Source organism: Streptomyces sp. NBC_01390 (assembly GCF_045040105.1).
Taxonomy (GTDB): Bacteria; Actinomycetota; Actinomycetes; order Streptomycetales; family Streptomycetaceae; genus Streptomyces.
In genome coordinates this window covers 6451639-6473464 of record NZ_CP109551.1, presented here as the reverse complement: position 1 = coordinate 6473464, position 21826 = coordinate 6451639, and the positions used below count along the sequence as shown (strand labels likewise).

Annotated in this window: 16 protein-coding genes; 13 read left to right on the top strand and 3 right to left on the bottom strand. The window is 69.7% G+C overall.

From position 1 onward, the window contains the following. Position 1: 1 nt before the first annotated feature. Positions 2-937: an intradiol ring-cleavage dioxygenase gene (locus tag OG241_RS29090; protein ID WP_405819314.1), complete on the bottom strand. Its 936-nt coding sequence runs from the start codon at positions 935-937 to the stop codon at positions 2-4. A 681-nt stretch (positions 938-1618) separates the two neighbouring features. Between OG241_RS29090 and OG241_RS29085 the strand changes: the two genes are divergently transcribed. From OG241_RS29085 to fxsT, 4 genes are all read left to right on the top strand, one after another. After that, positions 1619-1813: an FXSXX-COOH protein gene (locus OG241_RS29085; protein WP_405819312.1), complete on the top strand. Its 195-nt coding sequence runs from the start codon at positions 1619-1621 to the stop codon at positions 1811-1813. Positions 1814-1841: 28 nt separating this feature from the next. Further along, entirely contained in the window at positions 1842-4217 is a 2376-nt protein-coding gene (locus tag OG241_RS29080) for an FxsB family cyclophane-forming radical SAM/SPASM peptide maturase (RefSeq protein WP_405819310.1), read from the top strand. A gap of 113 nt (positions 4218-4330) precedes the next feature. Beyond that, positions 4331-5584, top strand: a complete 1254-nt coding sequence (locus tag OG241_RS29075; RefSeq protein ID WP_405819308.1) for a TIR-like protein FxsC — start codon at positions 4331-4333, stop codon at positions 5582-5584. 94 nt (positions 5585-5678) lie between these two features. Then, positions 5679-9665, top strand: coding sequence for an FxSxx-COOH system tetratricopeptide repeat protein (fxsT, locus tag OG241_RS29070; RefSeq protein ID WP_405819306.1), 3987 nt, complete (start codon positions 5679-5681; stop codon positions 9663-9665). On the opposite strand, the gene OG241_RS29065 is transcribed toward fxsT, so the two are convergent. Both OG241_RS29065 and OG241_RS29060 read right to left on the bottom strand, forming a co-directional pair. Continuing rightward, positions 9634-10557: an alpha/beta fold hydrolase gene (locus tag OG241_RS29065; protein WP_405819304.1), complete on the bottom strand. Its 924-nt coding sequence runs from the start codon at positions 10555-10557 to the stop codon at positions 9634-9636. The two genes, fxsT and OG241_RS29065, sit on opposite strands and share 32 nt — an antisense overlap. A 394-nt stretch (positions 10558-10951) precedes the next feature. Next, complete coding sequence (locus tag OG241_RS29060; protein WP_405819303.1) at positions 10952-11437, bottom strand: ATP-binding protein; 486 nt, start codon at positions 11435-11437, stop codon at positions 10952-10954. 251 nt (positions 11438-11688) lie between these two features. Between OG241_RS29060 and OG241_RS29055 the strand changes: the two genes are divergently transcribed. The 9 genes from OG241_RS29055 to OG241_RS29015 all read left to right on the top strand — a co-directional run bounded on the left by OG241_RS29055 (position 11689) and on the right by OG241_RS29015 (position 21744). Further along, on the top strand, positions 11689-12546 hold the full coding sequence (locus tag OG241_RS29055) for a hypothetical protein (protein ID WP_405819301.1): 858 nt from the start codon (positions 11689-11691) through the stop codon (positions 12544-12546). Positions 12547-12733: 187 nt separating this feature from the next. Beyond that, on the top strand, positions 12734-13465 hold the full coding sequence (locus OG241_RS29050; protein WP_405819299.1) for a YcnI family protein: 732 nt from the start codon (positions 12734-12736) through the stop codon (positions 13463-13465). A gap of 122 nt (positions 13466-13587) precedes the next feature. Then, positions 13588-14241, top strand: coding sequence for an SCO family protein (locus tag OG241_RS29045; RefSeq protein ID WP_405819297.1), 654 nt, complete (start codon positions 13588-13590; stop codon positions 14239-14241). Further along, on the top strand, positions 14238-14714 hold the full coding sequence (locus OG241_RS29040) for a copper chaperone PCu(A)C (protein ID WP_405819295.1): 477 nt from the start codon (positions 14238-14240) through the stop codon (positions 14712-14714). Before OG241_RS29045 ends, OG241_RS29040 begins: the two co-directional genes overlap by 4 nt. Before the next feature lie 19 nt (positions 14715-14733). Continuing rightward, positions 14734-16722, top strand: coding sequence for a copper resistance CopC/CopD family protein (locus OG241_RS29035; RefSeq protein WP_405819293.1), 1989 nt, complete (start codon positions 14734-14736; stop codon positions 16720-16722). 8 nt (positions 16723-16730) lie between these two features. Continuing rightward, entirely contained in the window at positions 16731-18053 is a 1323-nt protein-coding gene (gene efeB, locus OG241_RS29030) for an iron uptake transporter deferrochelatase/peroxidase subunit (protein ID WP_405819291.1), read from the top strand. Positions 18054-18164: 111 nt separating this feature from the next. Further along, positions 18165-19097 (top strand): prephenate dehydratase, encoded by a 933-nt coding sequence (pheA, locus tag OG241_RS29025; RefSeq protein WP_405819289.1) that lies wholly within the window; start codon positions 18165-18167, stop codon positions 19095-19097. Positions 19098-19645: 548 nt separating this feature from the next. Further along, positions 19646-20935, top strand: coding sequence for a serine--tRNA ligase (serS, locus tag OG241_RS29020; RefSeq protein WP_405819287.1), 1290 nt, complete (start codon positions 19646-19648; stop codon positions 20933-20935). Continuing rightward, the gene (locus OG241_RS29015) at positions 20932-21744 is read left to right on the top strand and encodes an HAD family hydrolase (RefSeq protein ID WP_405819286.1); all 813 of its coding nucleotides are present in this window, start codon (positions 20932-20934) and stop codon (positions 21742-21744) included. Before serS ends, OG241_RS29015 begins: the two co-directional genes overlap by 4 nt. Positions 21745-21826 lie beyond the last annotated feature (82 nt).

Sequence of the window (21826 nt, the reverse complement as noted above, 5' to 3'; positions counted from 1 at the left end):
CCTACGAGGAGGCCGTGGCGGACGGTGAGGCACTTTCGGTCGGAGCGTCCGTCGGGGGCTCACCGCTCGGGGGCGTACCGCCGCCACCGCTGCCCGCACCGGTGTTCTCGGCGTCCGGGTCGATGCTCAGGGTGATGAAGCCCTTGTAGCCCTTGGAGACGTCCTTCTTGTGGACCGGCTCCAGGGTGAGCAGACCGCTGGAGGCGCCGCCACCGTCGTACACCATGTCGTTGTCGAGGGTGGTGTAGCTGCCGGAGTGCCGGGAGTAGGGCTCCAGCGCGAAGATCTCCTGGGCCGCGTCGTCGGGGAAGAACAGCTGGCCGGTGTAGTTGACCGTGCCGCCCTCGTAGGTGCCGTCCTCCTTCTGGCCGCCGGTGTGGACCTTGAGGTGGATGTGGCAGGTTCGCGGCGTGTACCAGCCCGGGAAGATCGTCTCGAACTTGACGACCCCGTTGGCGTTGGCGATCTGGTAGCCGCGCAGATAGGTGTTGTCGTTCGCGGTGGAACCGTCCTCGCTCTCGGCGGGGGCCGAGCCGCCGGGGTTGGCGGTGGTGTAGCCGGAGTAGTAGCCCCAGGCGTCGCAGTGCCAGATCTCCACGGCCGCGCCCGCGACCGGGGCGCAGGACTCGGTGGTGTCCTGGACGGTGATGCGCAGCGTCAGCGGGACGCCGGACTTGCCCTCGGTGATGTCCTTTCGCACCAGCGCGTTGTCGAGGTAGTACGGCCCCTCCGTCACGCTGGACATGAGCACGCAGGTGCCGCTGCTCTGGCTCGCCGTGGCGGACGCCGTGGCGTCGGCGGTGGCCGTGGTCGTCGCCTCGTCGGCGAAGGCCGACTGGTAGCCCGCGACCACGAGTCCGCCGGCGACGACCGTACCTCCGGTCACCGCGAGGGCGCGGCGCCGGCTGATCGAAGTGTCCTTGTGGATTCCCGTCATGAGCAGGAAATTAGGGACGGCGTCCGTCAGGAACGTGGGCGCGTGCTGAGAGCCGTCTGTGAATGCCAAGAAAACTGAACGTCCACTTTCGGGTGCCCACGTTCGGGTGAAGGGGGACGCGGACTCGCACCGCGGCGGCCCCGGACAAGGCGGTCGCGTGCAACACGCACCCACTCGCTGGACGTAGAAAGCCTGGTCGGGACAGCGGGGAGCGCCGGGGCTTCGAAGGCCGGCCCGAATACGCCTTGAGTAAAATCTTGACAAAGGAATCCAGGCCGGAAAGGACGGTCACTCCCCGCTGGCCTGCGGTGTTTCGCGAGGGTGCCACCGCACCCCGCCTGCCGGTCTTGCTGACCGAGGCCGCACGATGACGACATGAGCGACGATCGGATGATCCAATTCGCCTATGTTTAAAGCCAGTTGGTGTTCACCGAACCGCTGGTAGCACTGCGCGCACGCCTGTACGCTGCCGCTCTCGACCACTGGCTGGCGGGACACCTGATGGTCCGCAACGTCGGCCAAGTGGAAGCTCGCAGGAAGAACTTCGTTTCGGCATCACGTCGCCGAAACGAGCGATGAAACGCGAGTCGACGCGAATTAATCGGGTGCACGTGAGTCACTGGTGGAGGTTTGCCCACTTTGGGCCCCTTTGTGGACCCACGGACTTATGAAGAGGTTCCCATGAACGCCTCCTTTGACACCGCGGCCGAAGAACCAGGGAAGACGGCGGGCGTGGTCGGCCCGGAGCGGGTGCCCCTCGTGACACTGGCTCGTGCCCGCGCCGAGTCGCCCGCACTCACCCGGGCCGTGTCGAACGGTGGCGTCCAGCGGGGACCGAGCAGGGTCACGGCCGGAGCCTTCCAGTCCAGCGTGTGACACGGAGACAAGGACCGACAGCACTCTCATGGGCCGCACGCCACAACCGCTCAGTCAGTTCGTTCTGAAGGTGCACAGTCGCTGTGACCTCGCTTGCGATCACTGCTACGTGTACGAGAAGGCTGACAAAAGCTGGCGCGGCAGGCCGGCGGTGATTTCCGACGAAGTCCTGGAAGTCACCGCCCGGCGCATCTCCGAGCATGCCTCCGCCCACCGGTTGGACGCCGTTTCCGTCGTGCTGCACGGCGGGGAACCGCTGCTTGCCGGCCGCGCACGCCTGCGCAGGACGGCCGAGGCGTTACGGACGGCCCTGGACGGTGTGTGCGAGCTCGACCTGCGCATCCACACCAACGGGGTAACGCTCGACCAGAGGTTCTGTGACCTCTTCGCGGAACTCGACATCAAGGTCGGCATCTCCCTGGACGGCGACAAGGCCGCCAATGATCTGCACCGCCTCTACCGCAACGGCCGCAGCAGTCACGACAAGGTCCTGCGCGCCGTGTCCCTGCTCAGTCGGCCCCGCTACCAGCACCTCTTCGCGGGCATCCTCTGCACCATCGACCTGCGCAACGATCCGGTCGCCGTGTACGACGCCCTGGCCGCCCTGAAGCCCCCCCGCATCGATTTCCTCCTGCCCCACTCGACGTGGGAGGACCCCCCGCCGCGGCTGCCCGGCGACACGTCCGCCACCCCCTACGCGGACTGGCTGCTGACCGTCCACGACCACTGGGACGCGGACGGCAGACCGATGGACGTACGGATCTTCGACTCGGTGCTGCGCACCCTGCGCGGCGAGAGCAGCCTGACCGAATCGCTGGGGCTGGCCCCCGCGGACCTGGCGGTGATCGAGACCGACGGGACCTTCGAACAGGCGGACTCGTTGAAGACGTCGTACGACGGCGCGCCCGCCACCGGCATGGACGTATTCCACAACACGCTCGACGACGTGGCCGCGCACCCGGGTGTGGTCGCCCGCCAGCAGGGACTGGAGGGGCTCTGCGCGACCTGCCGCAGCTGCCCGGTCGTGCAGTCCTGCGGCGGCGGTCTGTACGCCCACCGGTACCGCGTCGACAACGAGTTCGACAACCCGTCCGTGTACTGCGGTGATCTTGAAGGCCTCATCGTCGGAATCCGGGACCGCGACCGGGCCGGCCAGACGACGTCGGCCACCACCGGGGCAGCCGAGCCCGCCCCTGTTCTCGATGCCGCCCACCTCGACGAGCTGGCCGCCGGCGCCGGTGGCGGCGCCGTCGCGGATCTGCTGGTGCGTCACCAGCTCGGCCTGAACCGGGAGCTCCTGGCCCTGGTCTGGCAACAGGCCCACCCCGACGCCGGCGGGGCACGGGCCTGGGAGACGCTGGCCGTCCTGGACGGCAGCGCGCCGCACGTCGTGGACTCCGTCCTGACACACCCCTACGTACGCCCCTGGGGGCTGTACTGCCTGGACGGCGACAGGACACGGACACCAGCGGGGACACAGACGCGGGCCGCGATGCGCGGGGTGGCCGAGATCGCCGCGGTCGCGGCGCTCCGGGCCGGACAACCGGCCACGGTCGCCGTACCGGTCGCCGACGGGGTACTGAGGCTGCCGACCCTGGGCACGCTCGCGGTCGGCGACGCGACCGAGGCCCATGTGTCCGGCGATGCAGACGGCTTCACCGTCGAGGCCGGCCGCAGGACGTACCGGATGGAGTGGAAAGGCGTCGACGACCCCGCGTGGTCCACTCGCCGCCGATTCGAACTGGACGGCTGGGCGGTCGCTCTGGAGGACACGGATCCCTGGCGTGACTGCCATGACCAACCGGTACACTCCCGGCTGACCGAGTCCGAGGCCGAGGAGTGGTACACCGGTCTGAAGGCCGCCTGGGAGTGGATCCGGCGGGAGCTCCCCGCCTATGTGCCCGGCATCACCGCCGAGCTCGACGTCGTCACCCCGCTGTCGGCCTTCCCGCACCCGCACGGCAGCGGCTCCGTCAGCCGGGGCGTCTTCGGTGCGGTGGGCATCGCCCGGCCGGCCGCACCGGAAAGCCTGGCCCTTCTCCTCGTACGCGGGTTCCAGTACGGGAGGATGAACGCGCTGCTCGACCTGATGGAGTTTCAGGATCCGTCCGGTGACGCCTTGTTGACCCTGCCCGGCGGACTGGGCCCACGCCCGGCGCGGGACATGCTGCTGGAATCGTACGAACACCTCGCGGTGATCGACTTCTGGCACGCCCGGCGGCGCGGTACGACGGGCGAGGAGGCCCGAACCGCGGACGCCTCGCTCCGGCGGCAGCTGGACCACGCGACCGGGGCGGTCGCCTGTCTGGCGGCCTCCGGCACGCTCACTCCGGTCGGCGCGCGGTTCGTCGCGGGGCTGCGGGAGGCGGTGCGGGCGCGCGGCGTCGCGGTGAAACGGGCCTGAACCGACGCGCGCGCGGCGCGAACCGTCAATACGGTGCCGTTCGGCCTGCTTCCGCGCGGGAGGAGCACTTCCTACACTGGGCATCCGGTCGCGGCACACTCCGGGGGGCATGCGTGCGTGGTGACGCGAACAGCACTAAGGGTGAACGCCCTTATTTCTTCCTCAGTTACGCGCACACTCCGAAGAACAGTTTCAGTGACGCGGATCCCAACGCCTGGGTGAAGAAGCTCTACGACGGTCTGTGCGCGGACATCATGCAGATGACCTCGCTGCGGCCCGGCGCCAAGGCCGGCTTCCTGGACCAGGGCATGGCGGTCGGCACCAAGTGGACCGACGAGCTCTCCGAGAACCTGGCGCGCTGCCAGGTCTTCGTCCCGCTCTATTCACCCCGCTACTTTCTCAGCGAGCAGTGCGGCAGGGAGTGGTGGGCGTTCTCCCAACGGCAGATCAACCACCGGGCGCACCACGGCGAGAACGGCGAGGGCGGAATCATCCCGGCGTTATGGGTGCCGGTCGAACCGGCACAACTACCGCGGGCGGCACAGGACCTGCAGTTCAACCACGCGGACTTCGGCAACGACTACGCGGCCGAGGGCTTCTACGGGCTGACCAAGCTCAACTACCTCAAGTACGACTACCAGAAGGCGGTCTACCGACTCGCGCAGCGCATTGTCCGGGCCGCGCAGACAACGCAGTTGGAGGAAGGCCAGGTCTACAAGCAGTACGAGTCGCTGCCGAGCGCGTTCGGATCGGGCGGGCATCCGGCGGAGTTCGACATCTCGGTACTCGCCTGCTCCCGCAGCAACCTGCCCAACGGCCGTGTGGCGGACTACTACGGGGAGACGCCCCAGGAGTGGAACCCCTATCATCCGGTGTCGACCCGCCCCCTGAGCGAGCATGCCGCCGACCTCGTCCGGACCATGAACTACCGGGTCAGCATCGGCGATTTCGAGAGCGACGCCGACCAGTTGCTGAGCGAGGAGTCGCCGAGAACGCCGGGCCTGCTGCTGCTGGACCGCTGGGCGCTGGACACTCCACGAGGCCAGGAGCTGATGAGACGGCTGTGCGACCGAAAACGTCCCTGGATCAGCGTGATGGTGCCGCAGTACTCGGGCGACGTCCTGCCGCACGAGCGCGAGCGGCAGTTGCAGCAGCTCACCGAGCAGATCCTGGCGCCCCGTCGTTACGAGAACGCGGGCCACCGGTCGCCCCGTGACGGCATCCGCTCCCTCGACGCCTTCGGCGCCGATCTGCAGAAGGCCGTCGGACTGTCCGTCACCCACTACGAGACCCACGCGAGGACCTACCCGCCGGAGGGGCCGGCGATCCAACGCCCACGGCTGGGAGGGCCGGCGTATCCCGGCTAGGCGCGGGCCCGAGGACACCCGGGCCCGGTCCTTCGGCCCCCCCGGCACGAACCGAACGCAGGAAGAGCACGGCCGACGAAGCGGAGGGTTTCCGATGACCGAGAACCGCAACGGCACTGTGATCACGTTCTATTCATACAAGGGTGGCACCGGCCGGACCATGGCACTGGCGAACGTGGCCTGGATCCTGGCCGCGAACGGCCATCGAGTGCTCACCATCGACTGGGACCTCGAAGCTCCGGGGCTGCACAGGTTCTTCCACCCGTTTCTGAAACCCGCTCTGCTCCGGGCGACCCCGGGCCTGATCAACATCATCGACGAGTACCGCCGGGAGGCGCTGCGCGATCTGCCCGACCGGGAGCCGGACTGGCACCGCCACTACGCCCGGGTCAGGCCGCACGCCATCTCCCTCGACTGGTCCTTCCCCGAACCCGGCAGCCTCGACTTCCTCTCCGCGGGCATGCGGCACCGCGACTACCCGATCGTCGGCAACATGGACTGGGACCGCTTCTACACCAGTTACGGTGGCGGCCAGTTCTTCGACGCCATGCGCGCCGACATGCAGCGCTACTACGACTACACCCTGATCGACAGCCGCACCGGTCTGAGCGACCTGGCCGACATCTGCACCGTCCAGATGCCGAGCACCCTCGTTGTCTGCTACACCCTGAGCGACCAGAGCATCGAAGGCGCTGCCGGTGTCGCCAAGGACATCGAGGACCGGTACGGCAGCAAGGGCATCCGCATCCTGCCGGTCGCCATGCGTATCGACGACGGCGAGAAGGACAAGGTCGACGCCGGGCGCGCGCTGGCCCGGGAGCGCTTCGCCGGCCTGCCCAGCGACATGGACACCGAGCAAATGGTCGAATACTGGGGCTCGGTGGAGATCCCGTACCGCCCCTACTACGCCTACGAGGAGATCCTCGCCGCCTTCGGAGACCCCCCGCCCAGGGTGGCCAGTTCCCTGCTCGCCGCATGCGAACGGCTCACCTCCGTCATCACCGAGGGCCGGGTCACCACGCTGCCGCCCATCGACGACCTGAAACGCGGCGAGTCTCTCGCCGTCTACACCCGGCGCCGCCCGGTACCCGCGTCCAAACTGCTGCTCTACTACGTCTCCGAGGACCGGATGTGGGTCGACTGGCTGGAGGCGGTGCTGCGCGACGCCGGTTTCGAGGTGGAGTCCAGGGACGTCCGGTCGATGACGGCCACCGAGCTCGGCGCCGAGGCGGTGTCGGGCCGTAAGCACCAGGTGCTCGCCGTGGTCTCCCCGGCCTTCGACAACTCCCGCCGGGCCAGGGCCACCTGGGAGACCGCCGCGCACTCGGGCGGCACGGAGGAAACCGCCAAGGCGGTGTCGGTGCGGGTGGGCGACGTACAACTCGGCCTGCCTTACGCCGGCAGAGGGGTGATCGACCTGGTCAGGCTGGACGAAGGTACGGCCAGGCGGGTGCTTTTGACCGGTCTGGACCGGCCCGAGGCTGTCGCGTCGGCCTCACACACCCGTGGACAGGTGCGCTACCCCAACACCGGCACGCCCGTGTCCAACATCCAGCCTCGCTATCCCTGGTTCACCGGCCGCGCCCCGATCCTGGACACCCTTCGGCGGCAACTCGTCAGCAGCGTCTCCGGGCAGCGGCTGCCGCAGGTGCTGCACGGTCTCGGCGGAGTGGGCAAGACCCAGCTGGTCCGTGAGTACGCCCACCGTTTCAAGGCGGACTACGACCTGGTGTGGTGGATCGACGCCGAGCAACCGGACCTGGTCGCCCCCAAGCTCGCCGACCTGGCCCGCCGGCTCGACCTCAACGTCGGTGACGACGTCGCCGATTCGGCCTGGGAGGCGGTCCAGGCTCTCCGGGACGCGGCGCCGTACGCGCGCTGGCTGCTGATCTTCGACAACGTCGAGGACCTGGACCGGATCCTGGAGAACTTTCCCGAGCAAACCGCCCCCGTCGCGGACAGCGTCTACGGCCACCTCCTGGTCACCTGCCGGGCCAAGCCCGCCTCGACCCGGGTCCAGTCGGTGGAGGTGGAGGTCTTCACCCGGGAGGAGAGCGTCGAGCACCTGTGCCGCCGCGTGCCCGGACTGAGCACCGGGGACGCGGGCGAGGTCGCCGACGCGGTCGGTGACCTGCCGCTCGCCATCGAGGTCGCGGCTGCCTGGCTGGAGGCGACGGCCACACCTGTGCGGGAGTACGTCGAACAACTGCGGGAGCAGTCCACCCAGGTGCTGTCGGTCCCGGCGGCCGCGGGCGCGGTGGAGTACCCCTCTTCCGTGGGCGCGACCTGGAACATCTCCATCGCCCGTCTGCGCGACGAGTCTCCGGCCGCGGCCCGGCTGCTCGAACTGTGCAGCTTCTTCGCGGCGGAGCCCATCTCCATGAACCTGATCAGCAGCGACGCGATGATCAGGGCGCTGCTCCCGCACGACCCGGATCTGCGCGCCCGCTACATGCTGGGCAAGGTCACCCAGGCACTGAACCGTTTCGCCCTGGCCAAGGTCGACGCCACCGACAACACCATCCAGGTGCACCGGCTGGTACAGGCCGCGGTCCGGGAGAGTCTGGACGCGCAGAAGCACGAGGACACGGTCCACGAGGTGCACCGGATCCTGGCGACGGCCCGGCCCGCCAAGGACACCGAGGACGCCGTGGACGACCCCACCGAGTGGCCCAAGTTCGAGGCGATCTGGCCGCATCTGGTCCCCTCCAACGTCCGTGAGTGCTCGGAGGAGGAACCCCGGCAGCTGATGGTCGACCGAGTGCGCTACCTGTCGAAGCGCGGCGACCTGCACGCCGCCCGTCTGCTGGGCACCCAGCTCAACGAGTTCTGGACCACCGAGTTCCCGGACGCCAACGACGAGCAGATCCTCAACCTGCGATTCGAACTCGCCAACACCTTGCGGTTACAGGGCGAGTACCAGGACGCCTGGTCGATGGACGAGAGCACCCTCGCCCGGCAGCGGGAGCTGCTCTACGAGGGACACCCCAGCCTCCTCATCACCTCCGGAAGCCTGGCCGCCGACCTGCGCGCGCTGGGCCGCTTCAAGGAGGCGCTCGAACTGGACCTCCGGGTCTACAACGGGTTCCGGCAGACCTTCGGCGAAGACCACCGGCGCACTCTGATCTCCGCCAACAACCTCGCCATCGACCACCGGCTCGCCGGTGACAGCGAGGCCGCCCGCCGGCTCGACGACGACACCGTCCGGCGCCGCACCGTGCTCCTCGGGCCGCTCCACCCGTACACCCTGACCACCAAGGCCCACTATGCCCGCGACCTGCGGGAACTGGGCGACTACAAGGCGTCGGTCCAGATCCTGCGCGAGGCGCGCGAGGGCTTCGAGCAGATCCTCAACCTCTATGTGCCGCAGGTGCTCCAGGTCGACAAGAGTCTCGCGGTCTCCCTGCGCAAGGCCGGCAACCTGACCGAGGCGCTACGGACCAGCGAGGCGACGTGGGAGACGTACGCGCGCTACCGCGACCGGTACGGCAGCACCATCCCCGACGCACTGGCCTGCGGCCTCAACCTCGCCGCGGACCTCTTCGCCAACGACCCCGACCGCCGGGGCGCCGAACGAGCTGTCGCGCTGCTCTCCGAGGTGCTGGAGGGATACCAGGAATCCTTCGGCGTGGAGCATCCCTTCACCATGCAGTGCATCAACAATCTAGCCATCTACCAACGGGGCCTGGGCGACCTGGACAAGGCGGCCCAACTCAGCGCGCAGGCCCACGCGGCCCTCATCAACGCCTTGGGCGAGACCCATCCGGCCACACTGTGCGCCGGGATCAACCTCGCCAACGTCCACGGCGACCTGGGCCGCTACGAGGCGGCCGAGCACCTGGAACGGATGGCCGTGGAGGGACTGCGTGAGCGGTTCGGAGCCGGCCATCCGGACACCCTGGTCAGCATGGCCAACCTGGCCATCACCCTGCGGGACTCGGGACGGCAGGCGGAGGCGGCCCGGCTGCGGGAGGAGGCGGAGGCGCAACTGGTGGTGCACCTCGGTGAACTGCACCATGTCACCGAGTCGGTCCGTTCCTGGCACCGGGTCACCCGGGATCTGGAGCCACAACAGCTCTGACGACGCGGTCGCGGCCCTCTTCCGGGTCGCCCCGGACCACCTCGCTGATGACCCGGGTCATCACCCGCAGTGCGCCGAAGTGGGCGGCGCCCGGCTCGACATAGACCCGGGCGCCCGGAATGTTCCGGCCCAGCCAACGGGTGTGCTCGACCGGTGCGAAAATGTCGTCCTCCCCGTGCCAGAGCAGCACCGGCGTGGTGATCCCGGCCACCTCGAATCCCCACCCGGTGCTGAACGCCATCACGTCGTCCACCCAGCCGTCTGCCGAGGTGCGCAGCCCCTCGGTGAAGTTCCGCTCCAGCATGTCCTGAATCCCGGCGTCCGCGACGATCCGGCGGTCGGACTCGGGCAGTTCGGCGCGCATCTCGTCGATGGTGGCGGCCGGGTCGGCGAGGATCGACATCGAGCGACGCCCCAATGCCGCGGTCACGCGATGCCTGCTGATCGCCGCGTTGAGGTACTCCCTCACGTTCGAATCGATCATGCCTTCGAACCAGTCGAGATCGGGAGCGTCCTGCGGGGCGAGTCCGACCAGGGCCGCCGCCCGCGTCGTACGCTCCGGCAGCAACGCCGCGCAGGCCAACGCGTGCGGAGCGCCCCCTGAGCGGCCGACGACCGCGAAGCGGCCGAGCCCCAGGGCGTCGGCAATGGCCCTGACGTCGTCCGCCGCGGCACTCACCGTGCGGCCGGGCATCCGGTCCGAGTCCCCGTATCCCGGCCGGTCGAAGGTGATGAGGCGAACACCCATCCGATACAGGAGCGACGGACGGGGCGCGGGTCCCAGTCGACTGCCCGGAGTGCCGTGCAGCAGGAAGACCGGTCTGCCGTCGGGGTGCCCTCGCTGTTCCACCGACAGCCGCCGGCCGTCCGCGGCGCTCACCGTTCGCGGCACTGGCAGTCCCCCTGTCACTCGCGGCCGGCGTCCTGCTCGTCCGCAGTCGGCGCCCCGATGAGTGATGCGCCGACTCGACACCTCGTGTCCCGCGCATTTCCGGGTGCCTCGCGATCGGTCCGTCGCCACCGGCCAGTGCCCGTCGGAGCCGTCAGGGCTCCGCTCCCGTCCGTACGTTTCGTGCCACTCGGGTACAGGGGAATCCGGCGACCGCGACACAGCCGTGAAGACGCGGAGCGACACACGTCCGGCACCCCTGGACGGTCGGCGGTCACCCATGTCCCGTCAACGGCGGCGACCGGCCGCGATCTGCGTCGACTCCCCCATCCGGCAAGTATGCAGGCGGACGGGCGCCCCGCCCAGACCGTTTCCGGCAGAGGTTGGGACCACGGGATCACACCGCCATCAGCGGCGCGCCCTTCTGCCACTTGAGGATCTTGTCGAAGCTGACCACCGCGCCGCCCCGGCCCGGCTTGTTGCCGATGGTGACGTGATCGGCGAGTTCCTCGATCAGCGACAGACCCCGGCCGTTCTCCGCGTCGTACGGGACGGCGGCCACGGGTACCGGCCGGCGCGGGGCCTCCTGGAGCGCCGGAACCGCCGAGGTCGCCGGGAAGCCGGGACCCGAGTCGGTGACCTCGATGCGGCACTTCTCCCCGTCGAGGTACGCGGTGACGTGATAGGCCCCGCGGGAGTCGCCGTACCCGGTGTCCCCGCCGTGTTCGACGGCGTTCGCGCAGGCCTCGCTGAGCGCGACGGAGAGGTCGTAGCAGATGTCGGGATCCACGCCCGCCGTCTCCATGGTGCCCAGCAGCAGGCGTCTGGCGAGCGGAACGCTCGCCGCCTCACGTCGAAGATGGAGTGACCACCAGATGCTCATGCTCCAGCCTCCAGGCCGCGGCTCGACATACCTGTACGTATTGCCGCGAGTGGCGGTGTGTAAGCACGCAGTTGACGTGATGCCGCCCATACGGGGGATGCGCCGAGGTCTGCAATCGGTGTATGTAGTGCATCAACTGACAGAAGCGGTCTTCCGGTTGTACTCGGTTTTACCTGGCGGTATCCGGCTGTACTCCACCTTGTGGACCTGCCGTACGGGTGCCGTGGGGCCAGTGCGATGATGAGCCCGCCATGACTGCCCGCCGCCGGCGCACAGCGCCCTCCGGAAGCACTCTCCGGATGCTGAGGGCCGCGGTGTTCTCCGCGGTCTGTGTCGTGCTGGCCGGGGCCGGTCACGCCTTCGCCTCCTGTGCCTCCGTTCCGCTGTGGAGCCTCTTCGCCGGTTTCCTCGGGGTCCTCGCGTGCGCGGCACCCCTCGCCGGACGGACCCGCTCGCTGCCGGGCATCGTCGTCCTGCTGGCCCTCGGCCAGACCGTCCTGCACACCCTGTTCGGGCTGGGGCAGCACATGACGTCCGCGGCGTCGGCCTCCCCGGCCGCCACGGCAGACACCACCCTGGTCGCACGGGCCGCCCGGCTGCTGTGCGGCGTGCCGCTCGCGGCGATCAGCCCGGCCCAGGCCCAGCGGATCCTCGCCGACGCGCGGATCAGTACGGGCGGTGGTACGGGAGCGGGTACCGGTGGCGTGGCGGGCATGGACATGGGGTCCATGGGCCACACCACGGACGCCCTCGGGTCCACCGGGGCCGCCGGGTCCGTCTCCGCGCTGCTGCCGACGCTGCCGATGCTGCTCGGTCACGTCCTCGCGGCTGTCGCCACCGGCTGGCTGCTGCGCCACGGAGACCTGGCTCTGCTGCGGCTGATGCGGCTGTCGGCGCACGGAGTGGCCGAGGGGGCGCTCGTACGGTCCCTGCGCGGGGCGCTCGCGCTGGCGCGCGCACTTCGCACGGGCCTTCCGGGTACGCCCGGTACGGCGTCGCACGCACCGCGCGCGTGGACCCTCGTATCCCTGCGGCCGTCCGCCACCGCGCTCCAGCACACGGTGATCCGGCGCGGTCCGCCGGCCTCCTCGCTCGTGCTCGCCGCCTGACACGACGCGACCGCTCCCCGTCGGGTTCCCAGGGTCTTTTGATCCGAGGGTCCGAGGGCCGGAGAGAGGGCCGCCGTCGTGCGGCACGCGCGTGTGTGCACCGTTTCGCACGCGCCTCCCTCTTCCTCTCCGACCCGCCGGACTCCCCGGCACGTCGGACCTCACTCGAAGTGGAGCGCCTTCCGTCATGAAGGTTTCCCGTATCGCCGTCGCCGGCGCCCTCGCCGGTGCCAGCGTCCTCGTCCTGTCCGGCCCCGCCTTCGCGCACGTCAGCGTCTCGGCCGAGGGCGCCGCCGCCAAGGGCGGCTACGCGACCGTCAACTTCAAGGTGCCGAACGAGCGCGACAACGCCTCGACCACCAAGCTGGAGGTCAGCTTCCCGACCGACCACCCGCTCGCCTCGGTGATGCCGCAGCCGGTCGACGGCTGGACCGTCAAGGTCACCACGTCCAAGCTGGCCAAGCCCCTTGAGATGCACGGCGAGAAGATCTCCGAGGCCGTCTCCAAGGTCACCTGGACCGCCACCGGAAAGGGCGTCGAGCCCGGCTTCTTCCAGAAGTTCCCGCTCTCCCTCGGCCAACTGCCCGAGGACACCGACGAGCTCGTCTTCAAGGCGCTCCAGACGTACTCCGACAAGGAGGTCGTCCGGTGGATCGAGGTCCAGGAGGACGGCGCCGAGGAGCCCGACAACCCCGCTCCGGTGCTGGCGCTGTCCGCCGCCACCGAGGGCCACCACGGCGGCGCCTCCACCGCCGAGGAGCCCGCAGAACAGGCCGCCGCGAAGACCACGACCACGGTCGCCGAGCCCGCCGACAGCAGCGACACCACCGCGCGCGTGCTGGGCGTCGTGGGCATCGTCGTCGGGGTCGCCGGCGTGGCGTTCGGTGTGCTGGCCGGCCGTCGTCGCACCACCGTCTGACCCGCGCTCACCTCCGGTGCGCGCCGGGGGCGTGCGGTTGTCCCGTACGCCCCCGGTCGTCCGGTGCACCCACTGGGTGCACATCGCACCTCCCACGAACACCACCTCCAGGACATCGCCTTATGCGCAAGAAGCTGTTCGCCGCATCCGCCCTGCTCGTCGCGGCCACCCTGACCCTCTCCGCCTGCGGCAGCGGTGACGACTCCGACCAGTCCGTCGCCGATGTCTCCGTCGAGGCCGGCTCGGACAAGGCGGCCACAATCCTCGACCAGCCGTTCGAGAAGCCCGACCTCGTCCTCACCGACACCCAGGGCAAGAAGTACGACCTCCGCGCGGAGACCAAGGGCCGGCCCACGCTCATCTACTTCGGCTACACCAACTGCCCCGACGTCTGCCCGCTGACGATGAGCAACATCGCCGTCGCCAAGAAGCAGCTGTCCAGGGCCGACCAGGACAAGCTCCGCATCGTGTTCGTCACCACCGACCCGAAGCGGGACACCCCGGCCGCGCTCGGCAAGTGGCTCAAGGGCATCGACCCCCAGGTCGTCGGTCTGACCGGGGACTTCGCCACCATCCAGGCGGGCGCCCGCACCCTCGGCATCTCCATCGAGCCGACGTCGAAGGACAAGAACGGCAAGACGATCTCGATGCACGGCACCCAGGTCATCGCGTTCTCCCCGAAGACCGACGGCGGTTACGTGCTGTACGGCGAGGACGCCACCGTCGACGACTACACCAAGGACCTCCCCAAGATCATCAAGGGGCAGAACCCGTGAGGCGCGTCCGGCAGATCGCCGTCGCGACGGCCACCGTGCTCACCGGGGCGCTCGCCCTCACCGCGTGCGGGAGTTCGGACTCCGGGGACTCCTCAGCCGACGCCGGCCTCTCCGTCGGCTCCGCCTACATGCCCCAGCCGGTCTCGGACTCCATGGCGGCCGGGTTCCTCGTCATCACCAACAAGGGCGCAGCCGGTGACGTGCTCACCCACGTCACCAGCGACATCGCGGGCGACGTCACCGTGCACAAGACCGTCGGGCAGACCATGGAGGAGGCCGAGCGCCTCGACATCCCGGCCCACGGCGAACTCGTCCTGCAGAGCGGCGGCGACCATCTGATGTTCGAGCAGCTCAAGCGCAAACCGCGAGAGGGCGACAAGGTCGCCGTCCAGCTGCACTTTGCCAAAACCTCGCCGATCACCGTCGAGATGCCCGTGAAGTCCGCGACGTACAACCCGAAGACCGGACACTGAGACCGAGGGAGGGATCACCGTGACACAGACCATCGCCCCCCGCGTGCGGCCCCTGGTGCTGCTGTTTCTCGTGGTGGCCGCCGCGCTGCTCACCGGACTGGCCGGCGCGGCGCCGGCCTCCGCACACGCCGCGCTCACCGGCAGCTCGCCACAGCAGGGTGTGGTGGTCGCCAAGGCCCCGACCCAGGTGACGCTGACCTTCTCCGAGAAGGTCGCGCTGTCCGACGGCGCGTTCCGCGTGCTCGACCCCAAGGGCAAGCGCGTCGACACCGGCAAGGCGACCGAGCTGAACGGCACGACCTACGCCGTGCCGCTCCACTCCGGCCTGCCAGACGGCACGTTCACCGTCGCCTACCAGGTCGTCTCGGCGGACAGCCACCCCGTCGCCGGCGCCTTCACCTTCTCCATCGGCGCCCCCTCCGTCACCTCCGTCTCGGTCTCCGACCAGACGGCGGGCGGCGGAGTCGTCGGCGCCCTCTACGGCTTCGGCCGGTACGTCTCGTACGCGGGCTTCATCGTCATGGTCGGCGGCGCCGCCTTCGTGCTCGCCTGCTGGCAGCGGGGCTCCGGCGTACGGGCGCTGCAGCGGCTCGTCGTCTCCGGATGGCTCGCGATGACCGCGGCCACCCTCGCGCTGCTGCTGATGCGCGGCTCGTACACGGGCTCCGGCAAGGTCGGCGACATCTTCGACCTGGGCCTGCTCGGCGACGTCCTGCAGACCAAGACGGGCGCCGCCCTCGTCTCCCGGCTGCTGCTGCTCGCGGCCGGCGCGCTGTTCATCGCCGTCCTCTTCGGGGCGTACGCCAGGCCCGAGGACGACGAGGCAGACGCGACCGAGACCGGGGACGAGCCCGGCACCGAGCCCGACGACGGCTCCGCCAGACGGGACCTCACCTTCGGGCTCGCCATCGGCGGCGGGGTCGTGGCGATCGGGCTGGCTGCCACCTGGGCGCTGGCCGAACACGCCTCCACCGGCCTCCAGCCCAACATCGCGATGCCCGTCGACGTCATCCACCTGGTGGCCGTCGCCGTCTGGCTCGGCGGGCTCTCGGCACTCCTGGTCGCCCTGTTCCGGGCGCCCGCGGACACCCCGATCGAGGGTTCGGCCGTACGGCGCTTCTCCCGCGTCGCCTTCGGCAGCGTGCTGGCACTCGTCGCGACCGGCATCTACCAGTCGTGGCGCCAGCTCGGCTCCTGGTCGGCGTTCACCGACACGTCGTACGGACAGCTGCTGCTCGTCAAGATCGGCCTGGTGATCGTCCTCGTCGGCATCGCCTACGTCTCGCGCCGCTGGACCTCCCAGCTGCCGGAGACCCCCGCGACCACGGCAGCGGCGGACACCGAGGTCGAGGCCGCCGTCGACACCGAGAAGGAACCGGTCGGCGCCTCGGCCGTCGGAGGCTCGGACGCCAAGCGGGCCGCCCAGCTCGCCCGGCAGCGGGCCGCCGTCGACACCGCGAAGGTGAAACGGCTGCGCAACGCCGACCCGCTGCGCTCGGGGCTGCGTCGCTCGGTGCTCGCCGAGGCGGGCGTCGCCGTCGTCCTGCTCGCCGTCACGACCGTGCTGACGTCCACCGAACCGGGCCGTACAGAGGAGGACGCCAAGGCCGCCACCGCCGCGTCCTCCGCCTCGTCGTCCTCTTCCTCCTCGGACTCGGAAGGGGCCGGCGCGCTGACCCTGGACATGCCCTTCGACACCGGTGGCCAGGACGGCAAGGGCGTCGTCCGGCTCGACATCAACCCCGCCCGCGTCGGCGGCAACGTCATGCACGTGTACGTGGAACGGCCCAACGGCAGAGCGTTCGACGTGCCCGAGGTGAAGGTCGCCTTCACCCTCACCGCCAAGAACCTCGGGCCGCTGACCGTGAACCCGGACCACCTCACGACAGGCCACTGGACGGCGAACGCGGTCCAGATCCCCATGGCCGGCGACTGGAAGATCGCCGTGACCGTGCGGACCTCCGACATCGACCAAGTGACCGTCGACAAGAACGCGCAGATCGGCTGAACCGCACCATGGCTGACCAGTCCACCAAGGAAACCAGTGGGGAGAACCCCGTGGGCGACGCCGACGGGAGCTCCGCGAAGAACGCCACGCAGAACATCTCGCGTCGGCGGCTGCTCGGCACCGCCGGTGCCACCGGGCTCGCGCTCGGCGCGGCGGGCGGGGCCACCGGCTATGCCGTCGGCTCCTCCGACTCCGGCTCCTCCGCCGAGGCCTCCGGCCAGTCCCCGGCGCTCACTTCGGTGGGCGCGGACATGGCAAAGTTTCACGTGAAACATCAGGCCGGCATCACCGATGGCCTCCAGTCCTGCGGCCATCTCGTCGCCTTCGACCTGGCGGCGGGCGCGGGGCGCAAGGAGGCCGCCGCGCTGCTGCGCCGCTGGTCCGACACCGCCCAGCGGCTCATGGCAGGCGAGGCCGCCGCGCACGACGACACGGATGTCGCCCGGGACGCGGGCCCGTCGTCCCTGACGGTCACCTTCGGCTTCGGGTACGGCTTCTTCGCCCGCACCGGGCTGGAGAAGCAGCGCCCGGTCGCGCTCGACCCGCTGCCCGAGTTCTCCTCCGACCACCTCGACAAGGCCCGCAGCAACGGCGATCTGTGGGTGCAGATCGGCGCCAACGACGCCTTGGTCGCCTTCCACGCCCTGCGCGCGATCCAGAAGGACGCGGGCAGCGCCGCCCGGGTCCGCTGGCAGATGAACGGCTTCAACCGGTCGCCGGGCGCCACCGCCCAGCCGATGACCGCCCGCAACCTGATGGGGCAGATCGACGGCACCCGCAATCCGAAGCCGTCCGAGGCCGACTTCGACAAGCGCATCTTCGTCCCCGCCACCGGCGAACCGTCCTGGATGGCGAACGGCTCCTATGCCGTCGTACGCCAAATCCGCATGCTTCTCGACGACTGGGAGCAGCTGTCGGTCAAGCAGCAGGAGGACGTCGTCGGGCGGCGGAAGGCTGACGGGGCGCCACTGAGCGGCGGGACCGAGACGACCGCGATGGACCTGGAGAAGGTCGACGCCAACGGCGATCTGGTGGTCCCCATCAACGCCCACTCCCGGATCACCCGCCCCGACGAGAACGGCGGCGCGGCCATCCTGCGGCGCCCGTTCTCCTTCCACGACGGGATCGGCGCGGACGGTACGCCCGACGCGGGGCTCCTCTTCGTCTGCTGGCAGGCCGATCCGCTGCGCGGGTTCGTTCCCGTCCAGCGCAAGCTCGACCGGGGCGACGCGCTGTCGAAGTTCATCCGGCACGAGTCGAGCGGCCTGTTCGCGGTCCCGGGCGGGGCGGCCGAGGGGGAGTACGTGGGGCAGCGGTTGCTGGAGGGGTGACGCGGCGGCGCCGGGGGCCTCCGGGTGGTGTCCGGGGCCGGTGTCACCCCCTGGGGCGACTGGTCGGGGAAGCGTGCGCCGGGTTCGGCAAGGGCCATTAGGGTGAGACGCATGTCAGCCAGCTACGCGTATCTCGGCCCCGAGGGCACCTTCACCGAGGTTGCCCTGCGCACGCTTCCCGAGACGGCCACCCGGGAGCTGATTCCGATGGTGTCCGTGCCGGCCACGCTCGACGCGGTGCGCAGCGGTGAGGTCGAGGCCGCGTTCGTGCCGATCGAGAACTCCGTCGAGGGCGGTATCACCACCACGCTCGACGAGCTGGTCGCGGGCTCCCCGCTGATGATCTACCGCGAGGTGCTGCTGTCGATCACCTTCGCGCTGCTGGTCCGGCCGGGCACCCAGCTGTCGGAGATCAAGACCGTCACCGCGCATCCGGCCGCGCAGTCGCAGATCCGCAACTGGATGAAGATCAACCTCCCGGATGTGGTCTGGGAGTCGTCCGCCTCGAACGCGGACGGTGCCCGGCTGGTGCAGGAGGGCCGCTTCGACGCTGCCTTCGCGGGCGAGTTCGCCGCCGCCAGGTACGGCCTCACCGCGCTGGAGACCGGTATCCACGACGCGGAGAACGCGCAGACGCGGTTCGTCCTGGTGGGCAGGCCCGCCCGGCCCGCCGCGCCGACCGGCGCGGACAAGACGTCCGTGGTCATCTGGCAGCGCGACGACCACCCCGGTGGACTGCGCGATCTGCTGGGCGAGTTCGCGGTACGGGGCGTCAACCTGATGCTGCTCCAGTCCCGGCCGACCGGGCAGGGCATCGGCAACTACTGCTTCGCCATCGACGCCGAGGGCCATATCTCCGACCGGAAGGTCGCCGAGGCGCTCATGGGGCTCCGGCGGATCTGTCTCAAGGTGCGGTACCTGGGCTCGTACCCACGTGCGGACATCGGCGTGGAGGACGTCCGTGCTCCCCTGCCGGGGACGTCCGACGAGGAGTTCGTGACGGCCGCCGACTGGGTGGCGCGCTGCCAGGACGGCCGCTTCTAGCCGGTCCCCGGCGCAATCGGCCGGTCCTACCAGCCGATTTCCGTTATCCACAGAAGTTATCCACAGGCTGGCTTCTCGACCTGGGGACAAGTCGACAACGGAACGCCAGTCTGTCGACAAATCTCCCTACAGGCCGCCGGCCCGTCCACAGTCCGGCATGCCACCCTTCGTCCACTCGTTTCCCTGGTGTAACTCCCCGGGGTTACGCATATCCACCCGAAAGTGGGCGTGAGGGTGGTTTGCTTCGGGAATTGGTCATCTCGTGGACACCTTTCGAAACGATCACTTCCGTAATCCACAGATCTTTCGCACAGCCTGTGGATAACTTTGCGCGGGTGTGGATTACTGTGGACGACCCCGCCCCCAAGTCCCCTTCTCCGCAAGGGATTCGGGTCAACCGGACGCTACCGCCTGACCCTTTCAGGGAATCTGGACGCCTTTTCTTTGACGCCCCCGGGAAAGATCGACATTTAGGGCAAATGGCGACACAGGGTGCGTATGGAAATACCGAGTCGTGAGTGCCAACCACGCACCGGTAGCCTTGGAGGGTGATTGACCTTCGCCTGCTTCGTGAGGACCCCGACCGTGTGCGCGCTTCGCAGCGCGCCCGTGGAGAGGACGTCGCGCTCGTCGACGCTCTCCTGTCCGCCGACGAGCGGCGCAGGTCGTCCGGCGCCCGCTTCGACGAGCTGCGTTCCGAGCAGAAGTCGCTCGGCAAGCTGATCCCCAGGGCCTCCGGCGACGAGAAGGCCGAGCTGCTGGCGAAGGCCGGGCAGCTCGCCGCCGACGTCAAGGCGGCCGACGCCGAACAGCACGAGGCGGACGAGGAGGCCAAGAAGCTCCTGCTCCAGCTCGGCAACCTGGTCCACCCGGACGTCCCGGTCGGCGGCGAGGAGGACTTCGTCGTCCTGGAGACGCACGGCACGATCCGCGACTTCGGCGCCGAGGGCTTCGAGCCCAAGGACCACCTGGAGCTGGGCGAGGCGCTGGGCGCCATCGACGTCGAGCGCGGCGCCAAGGTGTCCGGCTCGCGCTTCTACTACCTCACCGGCGTCGGCGCGCTCCTCGAACTCGCCCTCGTCAACGCGGCGATCGCGCAGGCCACGGAGGCCGGCTTCGTCCCGATGCTGACCCCCGCGCTGGTCCGCCCGCGCGCGATGGAGGGCACCGGCTTCCTCGGCCAGGCCGCGGAGAACGTGTACCACCTGGAGAAGGACGACTACTACCTGGTCGGCACCTCCGAGGTCCCCCTCGCCGCGTACCACATGGACGAGATCCTCGACGCCGACAAGCTGCCGATGCGCTACGCCGGCTTCTCGCCGTGCTTCCGCCGCGAGGCCGGCACCTACGGCAAGGACACCCGGGGCATCTTCCGCGTGCACCAGTTCGACAAGGTCGAGATGTTCTCGTACGTCGACCCGGCGGACGCGGAGAACGAGCACCAGCGTCTCCTCGACTGGGAGAAGCAGTGGCTGACCGCCCTCGAACTGCCCTTCCAGGTCATCGACGTGGCCTCCGGCGACCTGGGTTCGTCCGCCTCGCGCAAGTTCGACTGCGAGGCGTGGATCCCGACCCAGGGCAAGTACCGAGAGCTGACCTCGGCCTCCAACTGCGACGGCTTCCAGGCCCGCCGCCTGTCCGTGCGGATGCGCGACACCAGTGACGGCAAGAACAGGGTCCAGCCGCTCGCGACCCTGAACGGCACGCTGTGCGCCGTACCACGCACGATCGTGGCGATCCTGGAGAACCACCAGCTGGCCGACGGCTCGGTGCGCGTACCCGAGGTGCTGCGCCCGTATCTCGGCGGCCGGGAGCTGCTGGAGCCGGTCGCCAAGTGACCGACGCCGCTGGGTCGTTTCCCTACCGACTCGTCGCGACCGATCTCGACGGAACGCTTCTGCGCTCCGACGACTCGGTCTCGGCGCGCACCCGTGAGGCACTCGCCGCGGCCACCGCGGCGGGCGCCGCGCACATCGTCGTCACCGGACGCGGGGTGCGCTGGACGCGCCACATCCTCGACGAACTCGGCTACGAGGGACTCGCGGTCTGCGGCCAGGGCGCACAGGTGTACGACGTCGGGGCGCATCGTCTGCTGACGTCGATCACCCTGGACCGGCAGCTGGCCTCGCTGGCGCTGGCGAAGATCGAGGCGGAGGTCGGGCCGCTGTTCCTGGCGGCGAGCCGGGCGGGCATCGACGGCGAGGTGATGGTCGGGCCGGGCTACACAGGCGTGGGCTCGCTGCCCGTCCTCCCGCTCACGGACCCGTCGCAGCTGTGGGCCGAGCCACTGAGCAAGATCTACGTCCAGCACCCGACCCTGTCGTCCGACGAGCTCACCGAGGTCGCCACCCGGACCGCGGGCGGTTTCGTCACGGTCACCATGGCCGGCGAGGGGATAGTCGAACTCCTCCCCCTGGGCCTGTCCAAGGCGAAGGGCCTGTCCCTGGCAGCCCGCAGGCTGGGCCTGAAGCCCGCGGACACGATCGCGTTCGGCGACATGCCCAACGACATCCCGATGTTCACCTGGGCGGCCCGCGGGGTGGCGATGGCGAACGCCCACGCCGAACTGCGGGCGGTGGCCGACGAGGTGACGTCGTCGAACGACGAGGACGGCATCGCGGTCGTGCTGGAGCGCTTGCTCGCGTAGTCCCGCCCGCCTCAGGGGCCCTCGCCCGACTCAGGGCCGGGGGCCTGGGAGGGCGGCCCGCGCGAGTGACTCGCGCGCTCGA

Excerpts from the sequence above, each read along its gene's own strand:
- OG241_RS29090 (WP_405819314.1), bottom strand. The coding sequence starts at position 937 with ATGACGGGAATCCACAAGGACACTTCGATCAGCCGGCGCCGCGCCCTC.
- OG241_RS29085 (WP_405819312.1), top strand. The coding sequence starts at position 1,619 with ATGAACGCCTCCTTTGACACCGCGGCCGAAGAACCAGGGAAGACGGCG.
- OG241_RS29080 (WP_405819310.1), top strand. The coding sequence starts at position 1,842 with ATGGGCCGCACGCCACAACCGCTCAGTCAGTTCGTTCTGAAGGTGCAC.
- fxsT (WP_405819306.1), top strand. The coding sequence starts at position 5,679 with ATGACCGAGAACCGCAACGGCACTGTGATCACGTTCTATTCATACAAG.
- OG241_RS29060 (WP_405819303.1), bottom strand. The coding sequence starts at position 11,437 with ATGAGCATCTGGTGGTCACTCCATCTTCGACGTGAGGCGGCGAGCGTT.
- OG241_RS29055 (WP_405819301.1), top strand. The coding sequence starts at position 11,689 with ATGACTGCCCGCCGCCGGCGCACAGCGCCCTCCGGAAGCACTCTCCGG.
- OG241_RS29050 (WP_405819299.1), top strand. The coding sequence starts at position 12,734 with ATGAAGGTTTCCCGTATCGCCGTCGCCGGCGCCCTCGCCGGTGCCAGC.
- OG241_RS29045 (WP_405819297.1), top strand. The coding sequence starts at position 13,588 with ATGCGCAAGAAGCTGTTCGCCGCATCCGCCCTGCTCGTCGCGGCCACC.
- efeB (WP_405819291.1), top strand. The coding sequence starts at position 16,731 with ATGGCTGACCAGTCCACCAAGGAAACCAGTGGGGAGAACCCCGTGGGC.
- pheA (WP_405819289.1), top strand. The coding sequence starts at position 18,165 with ATGTCAGCCAGCTACGCGTATCTCGGCCCCGAGGGCACCTTCACCGAG.